The sequence below is a fragment of the Streptomyces sp. NPDC021212 genome (assembly GCF_044332925.1).
In the GTDB taxonomy this organism is placed as follows: domain Bacteria; phylum Actinomycetota; class Actinomycetes; order Streptomycetales; family Streptomycetaceae; genus Streptomyces.
In genome coordinates this window covers 41,897-64,544 of sequence record NZ_JBIRPZ010000012.1, presented here as the reverse complement: position 1 = coordinate 64,544, position 22,648 = coordinate 41,897, and the positions used below count along the sequence as shown (strand labels likewise).

The window sequence follows — 22,648 nt, the reverse complement described above, 5'->3', positions numbered from 1 at the left end:
GTGGCCCGCCGTCACACGCCCGTGGTCTCCTCCAGCCGTCTGCACAGCTCCGCGGCCAGCGCCTCCGCGTTGCGGCAGGTCCACAGGATCGTCGGGGGCAGCTTCAGGCCGAACGCCGTCTCCAGCCGGTTGCGCAGCTCGATGCTCATCAGGGAGTCCAGACCGAGCGAGCGGAACGGAACGTCCCGCTCGATCCCCGTCTCCTCCAGGCTCAGCACCCGCACCGCCAGCTCACGGACCTTCTCGCACGCCGCCTCCTGGCGGCCCTCCGGGCCGAGCGAGCGCACCCAGGAGGCGAACCCGCCACCGGCGCCACCGCCGCCCGCGGAGGTCTCGCGCAGCTCCTGCCAGGTCGCTTGCGTCAGCGTCTCCGGATTGGCCTCGAACCACCGCGGCAGATCGAGGGGCGCGTAGCCGACCACATCCTCCTCGCCGCTCTCCAGCAGCGCGCGCAGCGCGGACCACGCCTCGGCGGCCGGGAAACCCGCCATGCCGCGATCGGCGAGCCGTGCCCCGCGCAGGTCGTCGGCGGCGGCGAGACCGATCTCGGCGAACGGCCCCCACTGCACCGACAGCGCCGGCAGACCGCGCCGCCTGCGCGAGACGGCGAGAGCGTCCAGGAAGGCGTTTCCGGCGGCGTAGGCCGCCTGCCCGGCGTTGCCGACCAGCGCCGCCATCGACGAGAACAGCACGAAGAAGTCGAGCGGGTCCTCGCGGGTCGCCCGGTCGAGGTTGACCGCGCCGTCCACCTTCGGCGCCAGCACCCGCTCGGCACTCTCCGGCCGCAGCGTGCCGATCGTCGCGTCGTCGAGCACTGCCGCCGCGTGAATGACCCCTCGCAGCGGCGGCAGCTGCGCGCGCACCCCGGCCAGCGTGTCCGCGAGCGCCGCGGGGTCCGCGACGTCCGCCGTCACCACGTGCACCCGGACGCCGTGACGGCGCATCGCCGCGATGCGGGCGGCGGCCTCCGGAGCCGGTGCCGACCGCCCGAGCAGGACGAGCGCACCGGCCCCGCCCTCGGCCAGGAACTCGGCCAAGGACAGGCCGAGCGCCCCCAGCCCACCGCTGACCAGGTAGCCGGCGTCGGCGCGGAACGGCAGGGGCTGAGGGGCCACGGAGACCACCGACGCGGGATCGACCAGGGCGAACTTTCCGATGTGGTGACCGGCCGACATGGTCCGCAAGGCGTCCGCCGCCGCCGCGAAGGGGAACCTGGTGGTCGGCAGCGGGCTGAGCCGGCCCGTCGTCACCCGGTCCCATACGTCGCCCAGCAGTCGTGCCATCCGCTCGGGGCGGCTGCGCGCCACCCCTGCCAGGTCCACAGTGGCGAAGGTGACGCGCTTGCGGAAGGCGCCAAGCCCTAGCGACCGGTCGGCCCAGATGTCCGTCTTGCCCACCTCGATGAACCGGCCGTCCTCCGCCAGCGCCTCCAGCCCCCGCCCGATCGCCGCACCGGTCAGCGAGTTGAGGACGACCTCCACGCCACGGCCGCCGGTGACCTCCCGCACGTCCCCGGCCCAGGACAGCTCGCGGGAGTCGAAGACATGCTCGACGCCGAGTTCCGCGCGCAGATACTCCCGTCGCTCCGCACTGCCCGCGGTGGCGATCACCCGGGCACCCAGGGCGCGGGCCACGCCGATCGCGGCGAGTCCCAGTCCCCCGGTGCCGGAGTGGATCAGCACCGTCTCACCGGCCTCCAGCCGGGCCAGGTCGTGCAGGCCGTACCAGGCGGTGAGCAGGGCCACCGGAACGCCCGCCGCGTCCGCGTCGTCCATGCCGTCCGGAATCGGCCGGGCGTGGTCAGCGCGCACCGTGACATGGGAGGCCAGCGATCCGGGGGCCACCGCGACGGCGCGGTCGCCGACCGCGAACCCGGCCACCCCGTCACCGACCGCCGCCACCCGGCCCGCGCACTCGTTGCCGAACACGTCGGCGTCGGACGGATCGGGGTAGGTGCCCATGGCCTTCACCACGTCGATGCGGTTCAGCCCGGCCGCCGTCACCTCGATCTCGAGGTGACCCGGCGGCGGGGCCGTACGCCGCAGCGGGCGATAGCCGAGCGCGTCGAAGAACCCCGGCCGGCCGGTGGCCAGCCGGAACGGCTGCGGCGCACCGCGCCACGGCACCTCCGGCAGGCTCGTCTCCCGGGCGGCTCCCCGCGTGAGGCGGGCCGCGTGGCGGGTGCCGCCGCGCAGCACCACCTGGTCCTCGCCGTCCCGCGCCAGCGCCTCGGCCGCGACCGCCGCCCATGGCTCGGCGTCCGGTTCCACGTCCAGCACGAGCGGGTCCAGCCCGGGGTGCTCCCGCCGCAGCACCCGGGAGAAGCCCCAGAACAGCGCGGCACCCGGGTCCACGTCATCCCCGTCGGCCACCGCCTGGGCGCCCGCGGTCACGACGACCACCCGCGACACGGTGCCCTCGGCCGCCGCGGCGCGGACCAGTTCGGTGAGTTCGAGCAGCCCCGCCCGCTGCGCCGCCAGGTCCCCGCGCGGCGCGAGATACACCAGTCCGGCGGTCTCCCCGCCGGGCGCGCCGGTCACCTCGGCCCCGGCCGCGCGCAGCGCCTCCGTCAGCGCCGCCGCATGTCCGGCGGGCGCGCCGGCCCCGCGTACGCGCCAGATGCCGCCCCGGGGCGCGGTGGTGGCGGACGGGGGCACCGGACGGAACTCCAGGCGGTGCAGACGGTCCTCGTCGCCGCCCGGCCCGCCGGGCGTTCCCTCGGTGCGCTCCAGCGCCTGCACCGTCAGACCTTCCATGGTCATGAGCGGGGTGCGCCCGGCGTCGTAGAGGTGCACGTCGACATGGGTGTCATCGCGCCGGACCAGATACGACCACACCGAGGTCACGGCGTGATCCGGCTGCGCGTGCACCAGGACGCGGCGCACACCCGTCGGCACGACGGCCCGGCCGTCGCCCGCCACACCGTCGAGGGCCAGCAGGGTCTGCAGCGCCCCGTCCCACACGGTGGGGTGGAGCATCCCCGGACGGGCACCGGCGCGCCACCGCCCGGTCGACCGCACCTCGCCCAGTGCGGCCCGGGTCTGGCCGCACACCCGCAGGGAGGTGAGGGCACGGAACGACGGCCCGTAGCCGAGGCCGCGCTCGGCGCAGTCCGCGTAGAACGCCGGGATGTCGCGTTCCGGCTCCTCCAGCAGCCGGGCCGGGAACTCCTCGCTCGCCGGGTGGACCTCCCCGAGCCGCACATGGGCCGAGGCGTGGGTGAGCCAGGACGTGGTCCCCTCCCGCAGTGAGCGCAGCGTGACGGTGCCGCCCTCGGCCAGGTCATCACGCCAGTCCGCGCCGACGAGGACCGGCTCCTCGCCGTCCAGGGTCAGGTCGGTCCGGAACGTCACGTCGGTGAGGGCCGTGGGCAGCCCGCCGGTGCGGGAGGCCACCGCGCCGAGCATGAGCGTCAGCATGGCCGCGCCGGGCACCGCCACCGCCCCGTGGACCGTGTGGTCCGCCAGCCACGGGTGGTCGGGCGTGCCCAGCTCCACGGTGCCGTGCCAGATGTCCTGCCCGCCGGGGGACGGCAGCAGGGCGACCTCGAAACCGGCGCCCATGCGTGCCGGGCGCCGGTTCTCCCCGTCCACCCAGAACCGACTCCGCTGCCACGGATAGCCGGGCAGCGTGACCGCGGGAGCGGTACGCGCCTTTCCCACAGGTGCCCCGAAGGGCGCGAGGCCCGCCACATAGGCGGCGGCGAGGGCGAGCCGGAAGTCGCGTGGGCCACCGGCGTCCCGCCGCAGGGTGGACACCACACGCGCCGGTTCCTCGTATTCCGCGGTCAGCTCCTCGACCGCGGGCACCAGGAGGGGATGCGGGCTGATCTCCACGACATGGCTGACCCCCTCGTCCAGCAGGGCGCCCATCGCCTCGGCGAAGAGCACCGGCTGCCGCAGATTGCGCACCCAGTAGCCGGCGTCCAGCTCGGCCGCCCCGGCGGTGCGCGCGAGGACCGTCGACCGCAGCGGGATCCGCCCCGGCCGGGGCCGCACCGGCGCGAGCGCCGCGAGGAGTTCACCGGTCAACGCGTCCATCTGCGGGCTGTGGGACGCGTAGTCGACGTTCACCATGCGGCAGTGCACACCGTCGGACTCCAGCGACTTCCGCACCGCCGCCAGCGCGTCGAGATCCCCGGAGAGCACACACGACCGGGGCCCGTTGACGACCGCGAGCGAGAGCACGTCCTCCGATCCCGCCAGCGCCCGCCGGGCGGCGTCCGCGCCCAGCTCCACCGCCAGCATGCCGCCCTCGCCTGCGGTACGGGCCACCAAGGCGCTGCGCCGGGCCACGATCAGGGCGGCGTCCTCGACGCTCAGCAGCCCCGCGACGGTAGCGGCCGAGACCTCACCCTGGCTGTGTCCGACCACCACGTCCGGCTCGACCCCGGCGGCACGCCACGACTCAGCGAGCCCGACCGAGACCGCCCACAGCACCGGCTGCACCATGTCGAGCCGGTCGAGCCAGCCATCGCCCGCCCGGCCCGCGACCACCTCGACCGGGTCGTGGTCCCACTCCACATGCGGGCGCAGCGCCTCCGCGCAGCGCCGGGCCGCCGCGGCGAACACCGGGTCACCCGCGTACAGCTCCGTGGCCATGCCCGCCCACTGCGACCCCTGCCCCGGAAAGACGAACGCGGTGCGCTCGTGTGCCCGCGCCCGCCCCGTGACCACCCCGGGGATGTCGGCGCCGGGGTCGGCCGCGTACGCGGACAGCAGGCGGGCGGCCTCGGCACCGTCGCCCGCCACGAACCCCGCCCGGACGCCGAACTGGTCACGGTGGTGCGCGAGGGCGTCCGCGATGTCTGTGAGGTTGCCTTGTGACGCCGACGGGGCCAACTCCGCGGCCCGGTCGCGGAGCGCGCGGGGCTGGTGGGCGGAGACCGGCACCAGCACGGGCCCCGTCCGGTGGGCCGCGGTCTCCGCGCCGGCGGGCCGCTGGGGCGCGGGCGCCACGATGACGTGCGCGTTGGTGCCGCCCCAGCCGAAGGAGTTCAGCCCCGCGTACAGCGGCCCGCCGCGCGGCAGCGGCAGAGGATCCGTCGCGACGCGCAGGCCGAGCCCGGCGAAGTCGATCTCCGGGTTCGGCTCCTCGCAGTGCAGGCTCGGCGGGACCGTGCGGTGCCGCAGCGCCAGCAGGACCTTCACCAGTCCGGCGAGGCCCGACGCCGCCTCCAGATGGCCGATGTTGCTCTTCACCGAGCCGATGGGCAGCGGCCGCCCGGCCCGCCCGGCACCGAGGACGCGGCCGATCGCCGTCGCCTCGATCGGGTCGCCCCGCCGGGTGCCGGTGCCGTGCGCCTCCACGTACGCGACCTGGTCCACGGGGATGCCGGACTCCGCGTACGCCGTGCGCAGCAGCGCTTCGTGCGCCGCCGGGTTCGGAGTGACCAGGCTCTTGCCCCCGCCGTCGTTGTTCACGGTGGTGTGCACGATCACACCGTGGATCCGGTCGCCGTCGGCCAGCGCCCGGTCCAGCCGCTTGAGGTAGAGGGCGACCACGCCCTCACCGCGGACGAACCCGTCGGCGGAGGCCGCGAACGAGTGGCAGCGGCCCGTGGGGGACAGGCCGCCGAAGTGGGTCAGCCCGATTGAGGTCTCGGGGCTGATCAGGAGGTTGACCCCGCCGACCATGGCCGCCTCGATCTCGCCGAGGCGCAGCGCCCGTGCGGCGAGGTGCAGCGCCACCAGCGAGGACGAGCACCCTGTCTCCACGACCAGGCTGGGCCCGGAGAGCTGGAGGAAGTACGAGACGCGGGCGGCGATCGCGTCCAGGACGTTGCCCACCAGGCTGTGCGGAGTGGTGGCCGCGCCCCGTTCCTTGCGCAGCTGCTCGTAGTCGTGCCAGATCGCCCCGACGTACACGCCGGTGCGGGAGCCGCGCAGGTCCGCCGCGGGCCGCCCGGCGTCCTCCAGGGCCTGCCAGGCGACCTCCAGCATCAGCCGCTGCTGCGGGTCGAGGTCCGGGGCCTCGCGCGGCGAGATCCCGAAGAACGTGGGATCGAACAGGCCGATGTCGGGGAGGAAGCCGCCGACGTCCTGGATGTGCCGCTCCGGGTCCAGCGGGGCCGTGGTGTCCCACCGGTCGGGCGGTACGGGGCCGATCGCGTCGCCCCGTTCGGTCAGCAGGCGCCACAGGCCGTCGATGTCCGCCGCGCCCGGGAAGCGTCCGGCCATGCCGACGACGGCGATGGAGGATGCGGCGTCGGGGGAGTGATCAGTCACGGATTGCCTTTCCCGCGGTCTTCGCGATGCTCGGGCCCGGGGCCGAGCGCAGGACGTCGCCGAGTCGGTCGATGACCCGGGTGCGCTGTTCGGCGGTCAGGAGGCCGGCGGCCGAGATCAGTTCGACGCTGAGCCGTTCGTCGTACACGCTCACCAGGAACAGGGGCATGCCGGGGACGGTCGTGGACGTGTAGCCGCGGAAGTCCGTGATGGCCAGCCCCTCGGGGGTGGCCAGATCGGGAATCCGGCCGATGTTGGAGACGGCGTAGTCCACGACCTCCACCGCCGATCCCGAGAACCGCCGCGAGTCGAGCAGCACGCGCTCGGGGACGATGGCCGCGATGGCCGCGTCCAGTCCCCCGGTGGCGTCGTGGGCGACCGTCAGCGGGTCGGCGGACTCGGGCACGGTGACCGCGAATTCGATGCCCGCCACGAAGTTGGTCGCCTCGAACGGCCCGACCGGCGGCGAGAGCCAGGCCCGCAGATCGACCGGGGACCCGCACACCAGCCGCGCCGGTCCGCTCTCCTCCCGCAGCTCGTCACGGCAGGCGACGAGCACCGCACCGCACAGGAAACCGTGCAGCGACAGGCCGAGGCCGGAGACGGACTCGATCAGCCGCCGGGTCGTGTCCCGGTCGAACCGTGCCCTGGCGACCTCGGAGGCGGGCAGTACGAAGGCGCCCGCGGCCGCCGACAGGGCGCGGGAGACGGCCGCGGCGTCGTCGTCCCAGCCCGGCCCGTACCCGTCGGCCCGACCCGCCCCGCGCGCGATCAGCAGCCGCTCGGCCGAGATGGGAAGCGCGGCCGCCGGGCGGGGGACCGGAGTGCCGGTGACCGTGGCGGTGTAGATCTCCCACAGCCGCGCGAAGAGCGCGATGCCGACTCCGGCGTCCGCTATCGCGTGATGCAGCGTCAGAATGACGTGGTGCCGGGGAACTTCGCCGTGCCGGGCGGCTCCGTCCGTGATCAGGGTGAGCCGGGCCAGGGAACGGGACGAGTCCAGCCGCCTGACCATCTCCTCCCGGTACGCGGCCTCGCCGCCCCCGCGGACGGTGAACTCCGCCCGCGGATGGCCCGCCACCTCGAAGTGGAATCCCCCTTTGTCCCGGATCAGCCGGCCGCGCAGCAGCGGCGCCGCGTCCGACAGGGCCGCGAACGCCCGGCCCAGTGCCTCGCCGTCGACCGTCCCCTCGCACAGGGCCGAGTAGTTGCCCGCCCAGTCGATCGACGCGTGGAACGCCTCGCTGGGGTCCAGGTGGCGTCGCCCGGTCATGCGCCGCCCCCGATGGCCGTCCCGCCGGTACGGACCGACAGCGCGCCGCACGGGCAGTTGCGCTCGCACTCCAGCGCCAGCTCCCGCAGGTCCTCGGGAACCTCGGGCCGCAGCACGATGACCGTGCCGTCGTCCTCCGTCTGGTCGAACAGCTCGCCGGCGACGAGCGCGCACATGCCCGATCCGCAGCAGCGCTCGGTGTCCGCTTCGATGAACATCCGCCTCCCTACCATGTGACCGGCAGCGACTTGATGCCGTAGACGATCTCCGTGGTGCGCGTCTCGACCTGGTCCGCGGGGATCGCGAGGGCCAGACCGGGCAGGCGGTCGAACAGCGTCCGGTAGCCGATGCGCATCTCGGCCCGCGCCAGTTGCTGGGCGACGCACTGGTGGACACCGAAGCCGAACGACAGGTTCCCGGCCGCCGGCCGCCGGATGTCGAACACATCGGGGTCGGAGAAGCGCTCCGGGTCCCGGTTCGCCGCCGGCAGTGAGATCGTCACCGTCTGCCCGGCCCTGACGGTCACGCCGCCCAGCTCCACGTCCTCCAGCGCGCCCCGGGAGATGCCGAACTGGATGACGGTGAGGTACCGCAGCAGCTCCTCGACCGCCCCGTGCAGCAGGGCCGGGTCCTTCTTCAGCGCGGCGAGCTGCTCGGGGTGGGTCAGCAGGGTGAAGGTGCCGAGCGACAGCATGTTCGCCGTCGTCTCGTGGCCCGCCGTGAACAGCTGGAAGGCGATGCTGGTCAACTCGACGTCGGACAGCCCGCTGGTCGAGACCAGCCCTCCCAGCAGGTCGTCCTGGGGCGCTCGCCGCTGCCGTTCGACCGCCTCGCCGAGGAACTCGAAGATGGTCCGGTAGCACTCCTTGACCTCGTCCGCCGTGGAGTCCGTCCGCAGCATGTGCTCGGACACCGGCCGGATCCGCTCCCACTCCGGGTAGGGGATGCCGAGGAGGTCGCAGATCACCAGCGAGGGCAGCGGGGCCGCGAACTCCGTTACCAGGTCGGCCGTTTTCGCGGGGGTGCACAGGTCGTCGATCAGGCGGTGCGCCGTGGCCTCGATCTTCTCTTCGAGCAGCCGCATCCGCCGCACGCTCAGCTCACCGGTCAGCAGCTTCCGGTAGCGGGTGTGCTCCGGGGGGTCCATGCCGACGAACATCCCCGGCACGTCCTCCTCGGGCGGGGAGCCGTCCCCCAGCACTTCGTGGACCGCCGAGTGCCGCAGTTCCGGCCGGGAACTGAAGCGCGGGTCCTGAAGGACTTCCCGGGCGAGCCGGTAGCTCGTCACGATCCAGCCGACATGGCCGTCGGCGTAGGTCAGGGGAGCCACCGGGGAATGGGTCCGCAGCCCGGCCAGTTCGGGCGGCGGGTCGAACACTCCGTCGCGCTTGACGGGAATCCGCATGGGGCACTGATCGGCACTCATCGACTGTCCTTCTGGATGATCCGGTCTGACTGACTCGTCGCTTCGGCCCGGGCTTTGAGCGCGGAGTTCTGGTCGCGCATACCGGAGGCGTTCCGCGTCAGGAAGCGGCCGAGCGCGGGGACGGCGACTCCGGAGAAGGAGTCGGCGTGGACGACGCGGGTGCCGTCGCCCTCCGGCGTCAGCACGAATTCGTGCACCCCGGTGAGGACTCCGGGCATCAGCAGCCGGGCGCGCCAGCGCAGCACGTGGCGGGGCTCGGCCGCGAGAACCACCGGCCTGATCGTCCACTCCCGGCCGCCCGGTCCCGCCACGGTGACCGCCAGCCGGGCGTGCTCGGCCGGGGTGCCGCTGATCCGCCGGAGCGTGGGGCTCCACTGCGGATAGTCCGCGAAATCCGTCAGGACCGCCCAGACCCGCGCCGGTTCGGCGGAGATGTGCACGCTGGTCTCCACGCGTCGCACGGCGCCCGTCACCGTCCGGCCCGGGGGAGCACGGTCATGGGCAGCGAGCTGGGGTTCACGGTGGCCCAGGGCATCTCGCGCGCCCGGAAGCCCGGGGGCAGCTCCAGCCGCCAGCGCCGGGTGACCTCGACCATGACGGCCGCCATCATGGTCCAGGCGAAGTGCTCGCCGAAGCAGTGCCGGGGGCCACCGCCGAAGGGGACGAACGCGCCGCGCGGAAGACTCGTCGCCGGGCGGGACAGCCACCGGTCGGGGTCGAACCGCTCCGGGGAGGGGTACAGTTCCGGATCGCGGAAGACCCCGTACGGGCTGTAGAACAGCTCGGTGCCGGCCGGAACCTTCCGGCCGCCGAGGTCCATCGGCCGGGTGGTGCGGCGCGAGATGACCAGGATGGGCTGCCGCAGCCGCAGCGACTCCTGGAGCACGCGCCTGACGTACTCCAGCCCGGCCACGTCGCCGATCTCGAAGTCACGGTCGCCGATCACGTCCCGGACCTCTTCCGCGACCTTGCGCTCGATCTCCGGATGCCGGGCCATCTCGTAGAACGTCCACGCCAGCGCCGTGGCGGCGGTCTCGGCACCGGCCATGGTCACCGCGACGATCTGATCGCACACATCGCGTTCCGTCAGCGGCTCGCCGCTCTTCTCGTCCCGCGTCGCCAGGAGCACCGACATCAGGTCGCCGTTGTCGATGCCCTGGTCGCGGTACGTCCGCATGATCCGGTTGATGGCCTCGCGCAGCTCGGCGAACGCCTTGTCGAACCGCCGGTTCACCGGCAGCGGCAGCCGGTTGACCGCGTCGGGCACGACCGTCCGCCACATGATGCCCTTGAGGACGGCGGGCAGCAGCCGGACCAGTTCGGAGACGGCGCGCGCGTCCACACCCGCGCCGAACATCGTGCTGGCCAGGATGCGCAGGGTGATCGCGTGCATCTCCTTGTCGGCCGCGATCCGCTCTCCGGCGCGCCAGGACGTGGCCTGCCCGGCGGCGACGTCCCTCATCACCTCGGCGTAGCGGCTGACCTGGACGCGATGCACCGAGGGCTTGACCATGGCGTGCTGCCGCCGGTGCTCGTCGCCGTTGGCCAGGACGACGCCGTTCCCTGCCAGTGGCCGCACCTTGTCGTAGAAGCGGCCCTTGTCGAGGACGCCGTCGTGGTCCGTCAGCAGGGTGTTGATCAGCTTCGGTTCGGTGAGGAAGTACGTCGGGGCGGTGCCGAAATCGACGCGCACGATGTCGGCCTGGCCCTGCAGCGACCGCAGGAACCTGAAGGGGCTGCGCACCAGCGCCGGCGTGTGTCCGGCGAGCGGCACCCGGCCGCGCGCCACCCGGTACGTCGCGATGCCGGTCATGCGGACCGCCGCCCCAGGCTGTGGTACGGACGGTCGCTGAACACCGTCCGCTCCGCGTGCAGGGTGACCACTCCGGAGCGGAAGCCGTTCCACCTGTGCCCGATGCCGTTGTAGCGGGAGGTGACGTAGGACCACTGGAGGTTGCCGGCCATCATGTGCCAGACCGCGTCGAGGTAGGCGGCCACGGCGGGGTCGCCGCCCAGCTCGCCGTCCTCGATCGCCTTCCGCGCCGCCATGAAGTCGTTCCGCCGGTCCTCGATGACGCGGAAGAGCCGGTCCACGGCGGACTGGAGGTCCATGTTCTCGCTCAGCCGCAGCACCGAGAGGGCGTTGACGTAGTCGTCCATCGCGGCCTCGGCGCGGAAGGAGAACAGGTCGTTGGTGAGCATGATGTGCTCGAGCGCGATGTCGATGAGCTTCCGCAGCTCGGCGTGGGCTTCCAGCTGATCGGTGAGGTCGATGCCCAGGCCGTACTCGCCGAGCACGAAGTACATCCCCATGCCGACGCTGTCCCGGCGGACGTTCAGATACCTCTCCAGGTCGAAGACCTCGTCGTCGCGCCGGGAGGTGATCTCGGCGACGCAGCCGGAGAGGAATCGGCGGACCTCACCGAGGAAGCGCTCCCACTGCCGGTCGGGGAGCTGGGCGCGCATCTCGCGCCAGATGCCCTGGAGCACGTGGCCCCACTCGAAGTCGCCGCCGACCGCCCGGTCGTCGAGGATGTTCACCACCCGGGCGAACATCTCCTTCGCGGCGTCGACGTCCCTGCCGATCTTCTTGCGGTCGACCATCGCGTTGTCGAAGACGGACAGGTACTCCGTGTAGTGGCACAGGTGCTGCAGGCGCTGCCGCTCCGCCGTCGGCAGGACGTAGCAGGTCCACAGCGCCGCACCCTCCTCCAGGAGCTGGTCCATCTCCCGGTCGCCGTCCAGGGCGAAACGCATGTTCTCGCGCACCCAGTCGTTCGAACTCCGGTGGATGGCGGCCGTCTCCGGGTGGGAGAGCGCGGGCAGCAGATACGGGAACTCGGGGAGGTAGAACTCCTCACCGGGAACGTAGGGGCTTCGGGTCCGTGGCATGGCGACGCTCCTGAAGGCAGGCGGAACGAGAAAGGTGGTGAGCGACGGCGGCGCGGCCTCGGGTCACGTCCGGCGGTCCACGGCGGCGTGGGCCAGCTCGCGCAGCGCCTCCTGGGCGGAGGGGTGGATGGCGGCGCCCTCCAGCGCGCGCAGCGCGCCCGCATACCGGTCGCTGATCATGTCTTCGACCACCGCCCGCGCGCCGACACGCTCCACGACGTCCCTGACCTCGGCGGCTCCCTCGTCGTCGACCCAGGGTGCTCCGTAGAGCCCGTCGATCAGCTTGGCCTCGCGCGGCCCGGCCAGGTCCCGAGCGATCGTGATGAGCACGGTCAGCTTGCCCTGGCGGATGTCGTCGACATTCGACTTTCCGGTCGTCCGCGGTTCCCCGAAGATCCCGAACAGGTCGTCGCGCATCTGGTAGGCCTCGCCGAGCAGCAGCCCGTATGTCCCGTACGCGGCGAGGACCTCGTCCGTCGCGCCCGCCAGGACGCCACCGAGCCGCAGGGGATCGCGCACGGAGTAACCGGCCGTCTTGTAGCGCACGACCTCCAGGGCCTCCGCCACCGAACCGGTCCGTGCCTCGCCGAAGAGGTCCAGGTACTCCCCGTGGATGGCGTCGGCGCGCAGCCCGGAGAACAGGGACATGGCGCCCGGCGAGCGGCTGGCGCGCCAGCCGTCGTGGAACAGCTCGTCCGACCAGACGATGCCGGCGTTCCCGGCCAGGAGCGCCGCGCTCAGGCCGAAGTGGCCGCTCTCGCCGTTCCAGCACGACTCCTCGTGCAGCCGGGCGTATCTGCGGTGCATCGTCGGCGACCCGCGCCGGAGGTCGCTGCGGTCGACGATGTCGTCATGGATCAGCGCGGCCACGTGGAAGAGCTCCACCGCGGCCGCCACCGACAGGATGTCCTCCTCGGCGCGGTCCTCACCCAGGACGCCCCGCCACCCCCAGTAGCAGAAGAGCGGGCGCATGCGCTTGCCGTTGCCCAGCGCGAAGTCGCGCAGATGCTGGAGTACGCCGCGGGTCTCGGTGTTGGTGATCTCGCCGACCTTGGAGTCGAGGAACGAGCGGAGCTTGTCCTCGATCTGGGTGCGGACGGCGGCGTGCTCTTCGAGGGTGAGGGCCGGTCCGCTCATATCTTGCGCCGGACGACGGTCATCGGAAGCGGCCCGGGCACCAGGGCGCCCATCGCGATCGGCTCCACCGGCTTGTCGCTGGTGGGCCGCACATGCCACTTCGAGGCGAGCGTGGCGATCACGGCCTGGATCTCGTTCCACGCGAACGATTCCCCGATGCAGTTGCGGACGCCCGCACCGAAGGGCATGAACGCGCTGCGCGGGATCTCCCGCCGGCGCTCCGGCAGCCAGCGGTCCGGGTCGAACGTGGCGGGCTTCGGGTAGATCGTGCGGTCGTGGTGGACCGCGTAGATGGAGTACAGCACCTCGGTCCCCCGGGGGATCCGGTGCTTCCCCAGCTGGGTGTCCACCCTGGTCCGGCGGCCCAGCGCCCAGACCGGGGGGTACATCCGCAGTGATTCGGTGACCACCTGGCGGGTGTACTCCAGCTTCGGCAGATCCTCCGCCGTGACCGGACGCCCCTCCAGCACGGCGTCCACTTCCGCCTGCAGCTTCCGCTGGACGTCGGGGTGCTCGCCCAGCAGGTACGCCGTCCAGGACATCGCGCTCGGCGTCGTCTCGGAGCCGGCGGTCAGCATGGTCATGAACTCTTCGTGGATCTGCTGGTCCGTGACGTTCGGATTTCCCGAGTCCCGCGCGGCGAAAAGCCTCGCCATCAGATCATTGGCCGTGCGGTCCTTCTGGGAGTCGAGATCCGAGACGATGCGACGGCCCACCTTTGTGAGTCGGCCGATGGCGCTGTGGAACATTTTGCTGCCGCGCGTGGGAACCCGGTCGAGCAAGGCGGGCGGAACGGCCGCGCGCCGCTCCACACCCGAAATGACGACGGGCATGCACCGATACACTTCCTTGATGTCGTGCTCGGCCATGTCGGTGGAGAAGAGCGCCTTGATGACGATCCGGACGGCCAGCTCGTAGAACATGGGATACATGTTCACCCGCTGGCCGTCCTCCCACGAGTCGAAGACGGCGGTGGCGCTGTCCCGCATAATTCCCAGATAGGTGGCGATCTGGGTGTGGTGGAAAGCCGGCTGCATCAGCAGCCGCTGGCTCCGGTGCAACTCGTCCTCGGACAGCAGAATGCCGTTTCCGAGCATGGTGCGCACGCGGTCGTACTGCATCCCCTTCTCGTAGTCCTTGGCCTTGCGCACCAGGATGTCGTACAGCAGGTCGTGGTTGCTGACGAGATAGGCGTGCAGCGGGCCGAGCTGAATACGGGCGAGCGGACCTTGCTCGCTCACTGAATTGAAGAACTTGAGGGGGTTTCTCCACATGGCGAAGGCATGACCGATGAGCGGCAGCCTGCCAGGGGTGATCGGCACATTCGGGGCAGCGGTGATGGCGGCCATGGACGACTCCCAGGAAGAAGCGGATCCGTGAAACCTCTGAAATTCCGTGCGACCTGCGAAGAGCCGGGAATCAGCCGGTCGGCCAGGTGACGGGAAGGGCCGACAGGCCGTGGAAGACGAACCCGCCCGGAATGTGCTGCGGCTCGAAGCCGGGGGCGAGTTCGAGGCCCGGCAGGGCCTCGGCGAGCGTCTCCAGTGCGATGCGGCTCTCCAGGCGTCCCAGGCTCGCGCCGAGGCAGAAGTGGATGCCGTGGCCGAACGCGAAGTGGCGCGGCGGGCCGCTGCGGTCGAGCCGGAAGGTCTCCGGATCCTCGGTCAGCCCGGGGTCGCGGCCCACCGCCGCGAACATCGTGTGCACCTTCGCGCCGGCCGGGATCGTCACGCCGCCGACTGTCGTGTCCTCGGCGGCCAGCCGGGGCGCGCCCTGCACGGAGGTGTCGAACCGGAGCCCCTCCTCGACCGCCGCGGGAATCAGCCCGCGGTCGGCGACGACCTGCTCCCACAGGCTCCGGTCCCGGAGCAGCTGGTGGACGGTGTTCGCGATGAGGTTGGTCGTCGTCTCATGGCCGGCGGCCAGGATGACCTGAAGCGCGAGGACTGCGTCGTCGAGGGTGCAGACCGGGTCCTGCTGGGCGGCCGCCTCGACGAGCACGCTGAGCAGGTCGTCGGCCGGGCGCCGGCTCCGGTCGGCGAGCAGGCCCCGGTAGTACTCCTCGTAGGCGAGCACGCTCTTCGCGCAGCGCAGCTGCTCCTCCGGGGGCAGCGGCATGACCTGCATGAGGAGCCAGTCGTTGTTCCACGCCTTGACCGTGGCGTGGTCCTGCGCGGGGACGCCGATGATGTCGCAGATCACCGTCATCGGCAGCGGGTAGGCGAAGCCGGAGAGGAGGTCGACGCTTCCGGCGTCCTTGATGTCCCGTACCAGCTTTTCGGCCAGCTCCCGGATCGCGGGCTCGCGGCGGCGCAGCGCGCGCGGAGTGAACTCCTCGTTGACCAGCGAGCGGAAGCGGCCATGGGTCTCGGGGTCGGAATTGAACAAGGTGACCCGATAGAAGAGCGAGCCGGAGAGCAGCTCCTGGCATTCCTCGGTCAGCTCATATGCGCCGTGCGTGTTGTTCCGGCTGGTGAACCGCAGTGGATCCCGCAGCACCTGAGCCATCTCTTCGCGTCCCGTAATGACCCACGGGCCATGCTCCGTCACCGGGCAGACGGGCGCCTTTTCGCGGGCGACGCGATAGGCGTCGTGCGGGTTCGCGATGAACTGGGGGCTCATGGGATCGAACAGCTCGGCAGGGTCGAGCTGACTGTCCTCTAAAATGCGGTCGCTCACGTACACGTCCTTTGCAGAGATTTTGTGTCCGTGCAGGATGGAGCCATGGCTTTTCCGCGACGCGCCGCTCCCGGGTGGCGGAGCACGTCAATGCCGCTGGAAACGCCAGTGGTGATGTGGAGAGCAGTGGCGCGACAGACGCGCGCCGAGAAGGGTCGGCCTTACCGGAAGTGCCCGGGCGTGACGCGGGCGAATGGGATAGCCGTGAAAACGCTACGCGTCGTGTGAAGCGGCAGAAATGCCAGCATAGGAGCCCCCGTTCCCTTGATCCGTGGAGACGCTAGCAGTCCTGTGCGACCAGGCGCAAGACTATTCGATTGCATCAAAGTGGCTGCGGAGGGTTTATTTACCGGCGCATAGAACGACACCGCCCCACCCCGAAGTCGGGGTGGGGCGATACGGGGAGGGGCTACGGGAGCGCCAGCATCCGTTCCAGCGCGGCCTTCGCGTGGGCCTCCGTCTCGGCGTCCACCTGGATGCGGTTCACGACCTTGCCCGCGACCAGCGACTCCAGGGCCCACACCAGGTGCGGCAGGTCGATCCGGTTCATGGTCGAGCAGAAGCACACCGTCTTGTCGAGGAAGACGATCTCCTTGCCCTCGTCGGCGAATCGGTTCGCCAGCCGCCGGACGAGGTTCAGCTCGGTGCCGATGGCCCACTTGCTGCCGGCCGGGGCGGCCTCGAGGGTCTTGATGATGTACTCGGTCGAGCCGACGAGGTCGGCCGCGGCGACGACCTCGTGCTTGCACTCGGGGTGCACCAGCACGTTGACGCCCGGTATGCGCTCACGGACATCCCGCACGGACTCCAGCGAGAAGCGGCCGTGGACGGAGCAGTGGCCGCGCCACAGGATCATCTTGGCGGCGCGCAGCTGCTCGGCGGTCAGCCCGCCGCCGGGCTTGTGCGGGTTGTAGACGACGCAGTCGTCCAGCGACATGCCCATGTCCCGCACCGCGGTGTTGCGGCCCAGGTGCTGGTCGGGCAGGAAGAGCACCTTGTCGCCCTGCTGGAAGGCCCAGTCCAGGGCCCGGCGGGCGTTGGAGGAGGTGCAGATCGTGCCGCCGTGGCGGCCGGTGAAGGCCTTGATGTCGGCGGAGGAGTTCATGTATGAGACGGGCACCGTCGTCCCGGCGACGCCCGCCTCGGTCAGCACGTCCCAGCATTCGGCGACCTGCTCGGCGGTGGCCATGTCGGCCATCGAGCAGCCCGCCGCCAGGTCGGGGAGGACGACCTGCTGGGCGTCGCCGGTCAGGATGTCGGCGGATTCCGCCATGAAGTGCACACCGCAGAAGACGATGTACTCGGCGTCCGGCCGGGCGGCCGCGTCACGGGCGAGCTTGAAGGAGTCACCGGTGACATCGGCGAATTCGATGACCTCGTCGCGCTGGTAGTGGTGCCCGAGCACGAAGACCTTGTCGCCGAGCTTCTCCTTGGCCGCGCGGGCCCGGGCCACCAGGTCCGGGTCGGAGGGCGCGGGGAGGTCGCCGGGGCACTCCACGCCGCGTTCGCTCCTCGGGTCGGCGTCACGGCCGAGCAGGAGCAGCGCGAGCGGGGTCGGCTGGACGTCGAGGGGCTGGGCGGTGGTCACGACACGCACCCTTCTTTCTTCACTCGGATCCGCATCGGGACACGGAGACGGAAACCCTAATCGTCAAAATGACGCTATCTATCATAACCGCTTCACGTCATGTTGACGATGGGCATCGCGTCGATGTGACGCATTACGGTCCACGGGCCCCATGTGCGAGCATGAAGAGCCAGGAACATGCGCTGGGCCCGGAATGAATCCGGGGCGCCGTTGGTTGAAGCCGACGGCAAGCAGTCCGTACGACCCGGGAGAGAAGCAGATGACCGTTCAGGACGAGACCACCGCGAGCGAGGGCATCATCCTGTCCGACGCCGCCGCGTCGAAGGTCAAGGGCCTGCTGGAGCAGGAGGGCCGCGACGACCTCGCGCTGCGCGTCGCCGTCCAGCCCGGTGGCTGCTCCGGCCTGCGCTACCAGCTCTTCTTCGACGAGCGCTCGCTCGATGGCGACGTCGTCAAGGACTTCGACGGCGTCAAGGTCGTGACCGACCGGATGAGCGCCCCGTACCTGGGCGGCGCCTCGATCGACTTCGTGGACACCATCGAGAAGCAGGGCTTCACCATCGACAACCCGAACGCCACGGGCTCCTGCGCCTGCGGCGACTCCTTCAGCTGAGCCCTCGCAGCGGCATACGGAGGCGGCGGGTCCATCCGGGCCCGCCGCCTCCGGCGTTGTCGCTCGGGTTACTTCTTCTGCGCCGGGACCTTCTCGCCCGTGGACTTGTCCACGACCGCGCGGCCGTCCACCGGCTTGTCGAGCGTGACCTTCTTCGTCATCTCCTTGGCCATGAGGATGCATGCCTGGCCCGGACGCTTCGGCTTGCTCGTGATCTCGACCGTCACCTTCTTCGACGTCTCGTCGGCGGAGACCGAGTAGGTGTCGCACACGCCGCCCCAGAAGCGCAGCGTCAGCGTCTTCCCGTCCGCGCTGTACGAGGTGATGTCGTCGGCCTTGGAGCCGCGGCCCGGCGTGCCCGGCTCGCTACGCTTCTCGCCCTTCCGGCCCTGGCCCGGGGCGTCACCGCTCTTCTTCTTGATGAACTCCGGCTTCACGGCCGGGTAGGGGAGGGTCGCCGCGACGCCGTTGGCCCCCGTCGGCTCGGTCTTGAAGATCCACGACGGCACCAGCGCCCGCCGCCCCTCCACGGAGTGCGCGGCCAGCCCGAAGGTCACCGATTTCACGGTCACCTTCCCGGATCCGCCCGCGCCGCTCCTGGGGGCCGTGGCGTTGAGCTTCTTCAGCGCCTGCTGCGCGCTGATCAGCGGATAGCTGTCGCCCTCCTTCGGCGTCGCCAGCGCGCCGTTCCCGCCGGTCAGCTGCCCGTCCGCGCCCACCTGGAGGCTGGTCGTCCAGCCCTGGGTGGGCAGCTTGTCCAGCACCGGGTCCGCGTTCACCATGCGTACGGCGCCGTAGCGGCCGCTCGCGTCGAGCTTCGCGTCCGTCAGCCCGAGCGCCTTCAGCACGGGCTCGGCCGTGCGTTTGGCCTTCTCCTCGGACACGGCCTTGTCGTCGTCGCTCTTGTCGCCCTTGCCGCTCTTGCCCTCGCGGTAGGTCGGGCAGCTCTTGTCGGCCTTCGGCCCCGCGCCCGGCGGGTGCACACAGGTGTCGCCGCCCGGCGTCCCGAAGCGGGAGTACGACCAGCTGCCCGGGCCCTTCTGGCTCACCCGCAGCACCGGGCCGCTGCCGTCCCCGGTGCCGCCGACCTTCCAGTTGCCGTTGTCGGCGCGGGGGCTGCCGGAGACGTCCAGGGCCTTCGCCAGCCGCGCCACATCGGCCTTGCCGACCTTGGCGTCGGTCAGGTAGACGGGTGCCTCGTCGGGGCCGTCCGGCAGCCTTCCGTCGACCACATAGCGGCCGCTGCCGTGGGGGTCGGGCTCGCCGACCGCGATCCCGTCGTGTCCGTCGTTCCCCGCCGGGGCGGCGTACGCGTCCAGTGCGAGGGGCCGGGGGGATCCGTCCCGGCCGGCCGAGCCCGGGCCCTGGGAGCCGCCGCCGTTCGCCGCGGTCGAGGCCCAGTAGGCGCCGCCGCCACCGGCGACCAGCACCGCGGCCGCCACCGATACGACGGCCAGCCGGGAACGCCGACGCGGCTGCTGATGGTCGTCGTCGGGGGTCTGCGGGGTGTCGGTCTCCTCGGTGCTCACCGTTTCTCTCCTTCCGCTCCGCTCACGTTGTCCGGCCTACTGCCCTCGCGAGGGGGTTGCCGGTGTGACGGGGTGAAGGGGCGGCTGGTTCCTTCCGGTGCCTCCGACGCTTTTCGGCCGCCGCTGCGAGCCGCGTCTCAGTCGCCGTAGTCGGACATGCCGCCGACCAGATCGGCGGACGCGGCGGGGACCGTGATCCCGCGGATGCGCGAGGGGGACACGGGCGCGGCGGGAGGCGATACGGTGACCACCGGGACCGCCCAGTGCGGCGCCATCCGTGCCCCGTAGCCACGCAGTTCGGCCAGCGAGTCGGGCTCGATCGCCCCGGCGGCGGCCTGGGCGGGGGTGACGTGCTGCGGCATGGGTCCTCCCGGTCCGAGGGGGCCCGCACGGGCACGAGCCCCGTCATCTCTGCACCGTATGCCCTACTACGTGGTAGTTCCTCCCGTTCGTAAGTGGCCGGGGAAGTCGATAGCGTGAAGCGTCCGATTTCGCCGCCGCCCCGAAACAGGAGCAGCTCTCGTGCGCATCGCCGTCACCGGCTCCATCGCCACCGACCATCTGATGACCTTCCCCGGACGCTTCGCCGATCAGCTGGTCGCCGACCAGTTGCACACGGTTTCCCTCTCCTTCCTGGTCGACAGCCTCGAAGTCCGCCGGGGCGGGGTCGCCCCGAACATCTGCTTCGGCATGGGAGTGCTCGGGCTGCGCCCGATTCTGGTCGGCGCGGCCGGCGAGGACTTCGCCGAATACCGCGCCTGGCTGGACCGGCACGGCGTGGACACCGAGTCCGTCCGGATCTCCGCGACGCTGCACACCGCGCGTTTCCTCTGCACCACGGACGAGGACCACAACCAGATCGCCTCCTTCTACACCGGCGCCATGGGCGAGGCCCGCCAGATCGAGCTGCAGCCGATCGCCGACCGGGTCGGCGGTCTCGACCTGGTGCTCATCGGCGCGGACGACCCGGAGGCGATGGTCCGCCACACCGAGGAGTGCCGCTCGCGCGGCATCCCGTTCGCCGCCGACCCCTCGCAGCAGCTCGCCCGCATGGAAGGCGAGGACATCCGGGTGCTGGTGGAAGGCGCGAAGTACCTCTTCACCAATGAGTACGAGGCCGCGCTGATCGAGACCAAGACCGGCTGGACCTCGGAGCAGATCCTCGCCAAGGTCGGCACCCGCATCACCACGCTGGGTGCCCAGGGCGTCCGGATCGAGCGCGAGGGCGAGGAGCCGATCGTCGTCGGCTGCGCCGAGGAGGAGCAGAAGGCCGACCCGACGGGCGTCGGCGACGCCTTCCGCGCGGGCTTCCTCACCGGCCTGTCCTGGAACCTCCCGCTGGAGCGCGCCGCCCAGATGGGCTGCATGCTCGCGACGCTCGTCATCGAGACGGTCGGCACGCAGGAGTACGAGCTGCGCCGCGGCCACTTCATGGAGCGCTTCGCCAAGGCGTACGGCGACGACGCGGCGGCCGAGATCAGCGACCACCTGGCCTGACGGCGGGACGCGTACGGGCGGGGCCGGGGGAAACGTTCCCCCGGCCCCGCCGTATGTCCGCCCCCCGGCCCTACGTCCGGCGGCGCACCCGGTACGCCGTCCCGCGCTCGGCGGGGCGCTCGCCCTCGTACGTCTGCCCCCGCATCTCGCACCACGCCGGAATGTCCAGCCGGGCCGCCTCGTCGTCGGACAGCACGGTCACCACCCCGCCCACCGGCACCTCGCCGATGACCTTGGCCAGTTCGATCACCGGAATCGGGCACCGCTTGCCCAGCGAGTCGACGACCACATCGGAATCGGGCCCAGGAGCGGGAGCGCCGACCGGAGCCGGAGGGCCCAGCCGCTCGCGCACCCCGGCCACCACGCCCGGCAGCACCGCGAGGAACCGTTCCACGTCCGTCCCCGAGGTCCCGCGCGGGAGCGAGACCCGGATGTTGCCCTCGGACAGCACCTCCATGGCCCGCAGCACATGGCTGGGGACCAGCGTGCTGGAGGTGCACGACGACCCGGACGAGACCGAGAACTCCGCCCGGTCCAGCTCGTGCAGCAGCGCCTCTCCGTCGACATAGAGACACGAGAAGGTGACCAGATGCGGCAGCCGCCGCTCCGGGTCGCCCACCACCTCCACGTCCGGCACCAGCTCCGGCACCCGGGCCCGGATACGGTCCACAAGACCCCGCAGCCGCTCCGCCTCCTCGGCGGCCTCGGCCCGTACGGCGCGCAGCGAGGCGGCGGCCGCGACGATGGCAGGGAGGTTCTCGAAGCCCGGGGCGCGGCCCGACTCCCGTTCGTCCACCGGGGCCGGGCGGAACCGCGTGCCCTTGCGCACCGCGAGGAGCCCGACCCCCGCCGGGCCGCCCCACTTGTGGGCGCTCGCGGTCAGCAGCGACCACCGGCCCTCCACCGGGCCCCAGCCCAGCGACTGCGCCGCGTCCACCAGCAGCGGCACGCCGTCCGCCGCGCACGCCTCCGCCGCGGCGGCCACCGGCTGCACCGTGCCGACCTCGTGATTGGCGGACTGGAGGCAGGCCAGCGCGACGCCGTCGGGGGACTCGCGCAGGGCCGCAGCGTACGCGTCCGGCGCGACCCGGCCCGTACGGTCCACCGGGACCTCGGTGACCGCACCGCCGGACGCCTCGTGTGCCGCCGCGGCCTGGAACACCGCGGAGTGCTCCACCGCGGAGACGATCAGCCGCGGCCCGGCCCGCCGGCGCCCGGCGAGCGCCCCGGCGATGCCGTCGTGCAGGGCGCGGGTCCCCGAGGGGGTGAAGGACAGCTCGTCCGGGCGGCATCCGACGGCCTCGGCGGCCGTCTCCCGCGCGGCGTCCAGCAGCAGCCGGGCGCGCCGCCCCTCGCGGTAGAGCCGGGCCGGGTCGGCCCACCCCTCGTCGAGGGCGGCGAGCAGCGCCTGCCGGGCAACGGGATGCAGCGGTGCGGACGAGGCCGCGTCGAAATAGGGCACGTAAAGAACGCTAGCCCCTGTTCCCGGCGCACGGCTCATGACAAAAAAGCGGAATTGCCACGCACGGGCGTACGGCGTGCCGACGCGCGGCATCACACGAACGGGGCGGTGCCCGCACCACCTCTACCCCGGCCGTCCCCCGGCAACACCCCGCACCGCCCCCGGGCCCGGAAAACGCTGGTGGAGCAGGTCATTCCGTTGAGATTCCACGGCTTTCCCTGGGCGACGCCACCCCTTCGGGGAGGGGCCCGGCGCGTTGGGCACCCTCCCCGCGCAGCGCCAAATGGCGTCCAGTAGGGTTTGGTCCGCATAAACATCCAAACCC

Annotated in this window: 16 protein-coding genes; 2 read left to right on the top strand and 14 right to left on the bottom strand. The window is 71.8% G+C overall.

The window, feature by feature from the left end; genetic code table 11:
* Positions 1-11: 11 nt before the first annotated feature.
* From ACH4SI_RS29955 to nadA, 11 genes are all read right to left on the bottom strand, one after another.
* Positions 12-6,227, bottom strand: a complete 6,216-nt coding sequence (locus tag ACH4SI_RS29955) for an SDR family NAD(P)-dependent oxidoreductase (protein WP_398301070.1) — start codon at positions 6,225-6,227, stop codon at positions 12-14.
* Positions 6,220-7,500, bottom strand: coding sequence for a hypothetical protein (locus ACH4SI_RS29950; RefSeq protein ID WP_398301068.1), 1,281 nt, complete (start codon positions 7,498-7,500; stop codon positions 6,220-6,222). Before ACH4SI_RS29950 ends, ACH4SI_RS29955 begins: the two co-directional genes overlap by 8 nt.
* Entirely contained in the window at positions 7,497-7,718 is a 222-nt protein-coding gene (locus tag ACH4SI_RS29945; protein ID WP_398301066.1) for a ferredoxin, read from the bottom strand. Before ACH4SI_RS29945 ends, ACH4SI_RS29950 begins: the two co-directional genes overlap by 4 nt.
* A gap of 8 nt (positions 7,719-7,726) precedes the next feature.
* A complete protein-coding gene (locus ACH4SI_RS29940) occupies positions 7,727-8,926 on the bottom strand; it encodes a cytochrome P450 (RefSeq protein ID WP_398301064.1) in 1,200 nt (399 codons plus the stop codon).
* Positions 8,923-9,387 (bottom strand): SRPBCC family protein, encoded by a 465-nt coding sequence (locus ACH4SI_RS29935; protein WP_398301062.1) that lies wholly within the window; start codon positions 9,385-9,387, stop codon positions 8,923-8,925. The genes ACH4SI_RS29940 and ACH4SI_RS29935 overlap by 4 nt, the downstream gene beginning before the upstream one ends.
* Before the next feature lie 8 nt (positions 9,388-9,395).
* Positions 9,396-10,739 (bottom strand): cytochrome P450, encoded by a 1,344-nt coding sequence (locus ACH4SI_RS29930; RefSeq protein WP_398301060.1) that lies wholly within the window; start codon positions 10,737-10,739, stop codon positions 9,396-9,398.
* A complete protein-coding gene (locus tag ACH4SI_RS29925) occupies positions 10,736-11,818 on the bottom strand; it encodes a terpene synthase family protein (protein WP_398301058.1) in 1,083 nt (360 codons plus the stop codon). The genes ACH4SI_RS29930 and ACH4SI_RS29925 overlap by 4 nt, the downstream gene beginning before the upstream one ends.
* A 63-nt stretch (positions 11,819-11,881) precedes the next feature.
* Entirely contained in the window at positions 11,882-12,955 is a 1,074-nt protein-coding gene (locus ACH4SI_RS29920) for a polyprenyl synthetase family protein (RefSeq protein WP_398301056.1), read from the bottom strand.
* Positions 12,952-14,304, bottom strand: a complete 1,353-nt coding sequence (locus ACH4SI_RS29915) for a cytochrome P450 (RefSeq protein WP_398301054.1) — start codon at positions 14,302-14,304, stop codon at positions 12,952-12,954. The genes ACH4SI_RS29920 and ACH4SI_RS29915 overlap by 4 nt, the downstream gene beginning before the upstream one ends.
* A 70-nt stretch (positions 14,305-14,374) precedes the next feature.
* A complete protein-coding gene (locus ACH4SI_RS29910) occupies positions 14,375-15,634 on the bottom strand; it encodes a cytochrome P450 (RefSeq protein ID WP_398301051.1) in 1,260 nt (419 codons plus the stop codon).
* Between the two features lie 409 nt (positions 15,635-16,043).
* A complete protein-coding gene (gene nadA, locus ACH4SI_RS29905) occupies positions 16,044-17,222 on the bottom strand; it encodes a quinolinate synthase NadA (RefSeq protein ID WP_398301049.1) in 1,179 nt (392 codons plus the stop codon).
* A gap of 259 nt (positions 17,223-17,481) precedes the next feature.
* On the opposite strand from nadA, the gene ACH4SI_RS29900 reads away from it, so the two are divergent.
* Positions 17,482-17,835 carry a HesB/IscA family protein gene (locus tag ACH4SI_RS29900; protein WP_398301047.1) on the top strand — a complete coding sequence of 118 codons (354 nt, stop codon included), beginning with the start codon at positions 17,482-17,484 and terminating at the stop codon, positions 17,833-17,835.
* Between the two features lie 68 nt (positions 17,836-17,903).
* Here the strand turns inward: ACH4SI_RS29900 and ACH4SI_RS29895 are convergent, their stop codons facing one another.
* Positions 17,904-19,364, bottom strand: a complete 1,461-nt coding sequence (locus ACH4SI_RS29895) for a hypothetical protein (RefSeq protein WP_398301045.1) — start codon at positions 19,362-19,364, stop codon at positions 17,904-17,906.
* Positions 19,365-19,501: 137 nt separating this feature from the next.
* Entirely contained in the window at positions 19,502-19,726 is a 225-nt protein-coding gene (locus ACH4SI_RS29890; protein WP_055551026.1) for a hypothetical protein, read from the bottom strand.
* A 160-nt stretch (positions 19,727-19,886) separates the two neighbouring features.
* On the opposite strand from ACH4SI_RS29890, the gene ACH4SI_RS29885 reads away from it, so the two are divergent.
* Positions 19,887-20,861, top strand: coding sequence for a carbohydrate kinase family protein (locus ACH4SI_RS29885; RefSeq protein ID WP_398301043.1), 975 nt, complete (start codon positions 19,887-19,889; stop codon positions 20,859-20,861).
* 70 nt (positions 20,862-20,931) lie between these two features.
* Here the strand turns inward: ACH4SI_RS29885 and ACH4SI_RS29880 are convergent, their stop codons facing one another.
* Complete coding sequence (locus ACH4SI_RS29880; RefSeq protein ID WP_398301041.1) at positions 20,932-22,323, bottom strand: cysteine desulfurase/sulfurtransferase TusA family protein; 1,392 nt, start codon at positions 22,321-22,323, stop codon at positions 20,932-20,934.
* Between the last annotated feature and the right edge of the window lie 325 nt (positions 22,324-22,648).

Coding starts and splice junctions, on each gene's coding strand:
- ACH4SI_RS29950 (WP_398301068.1), bottom strand. CDS start 7,500: ATGACCGGGCGACGCCACCTGGACCCCAGCGAGGCGTTCCACGCGTCG.
- ACH4SI_RS29890 (WP_055551026.1), bottom strand. CDS start 19,726: ATGCCGCAGCACGTCACCCCCGCCCAGGCCGCCGCCGGGGCGATCGAG.
- ACH4SI_RS29920 (WP_398301056.1), bottom strand. CDS start 12,955: ATGAGCGGACCGGCCCTCACCCTCGAAGAGCACGCCGCCGTCCGCACC.
- ACH4SI_RS29930 (WP_398301060.1), bottom strand. CDS start 10,739: ATGACCGGCATCGCGACGTACCGGGTGGCGCGCGGCCGGGTGCCGCTC.
- ACH4SI_RS29925 (WP_398301058.1), bottom strand. CDS start 11,818: ATGCCACGGACCCGAAGCCCCTACGTTCCCGGTGAGGAGTTCTACCTC.
- ACH4SI_RS29915 (WP_398301054.1), bottom strand. CDS start 14,304: ATGGCCGCCATCACCGCTGCCCCGAATGTGCCGATCACCCCTGGCAGG.
- ACH4SI_RS29945 (WP_398301066.1), bottom strand. CDS start 7,718: ATGTTCATCGAAGCGGACACCGAGCGCTGCTGCGGATCGGGCATGTGC.
- ACH4SI_RS29900 (WP_398301047.1), top strand. CDS start 17,482: ATGACCGTTCAGGACGAGACCACCGCGAGCGAGGGCATCATCCTGTCC.
- ACH4SI_RS29940 (WP_398301064.1), bottom strand. CDS start 8,926: ATGAGTGCCGATCAGTGCCCCATGCGGATTCCCGTCAAGCGCGACGGA.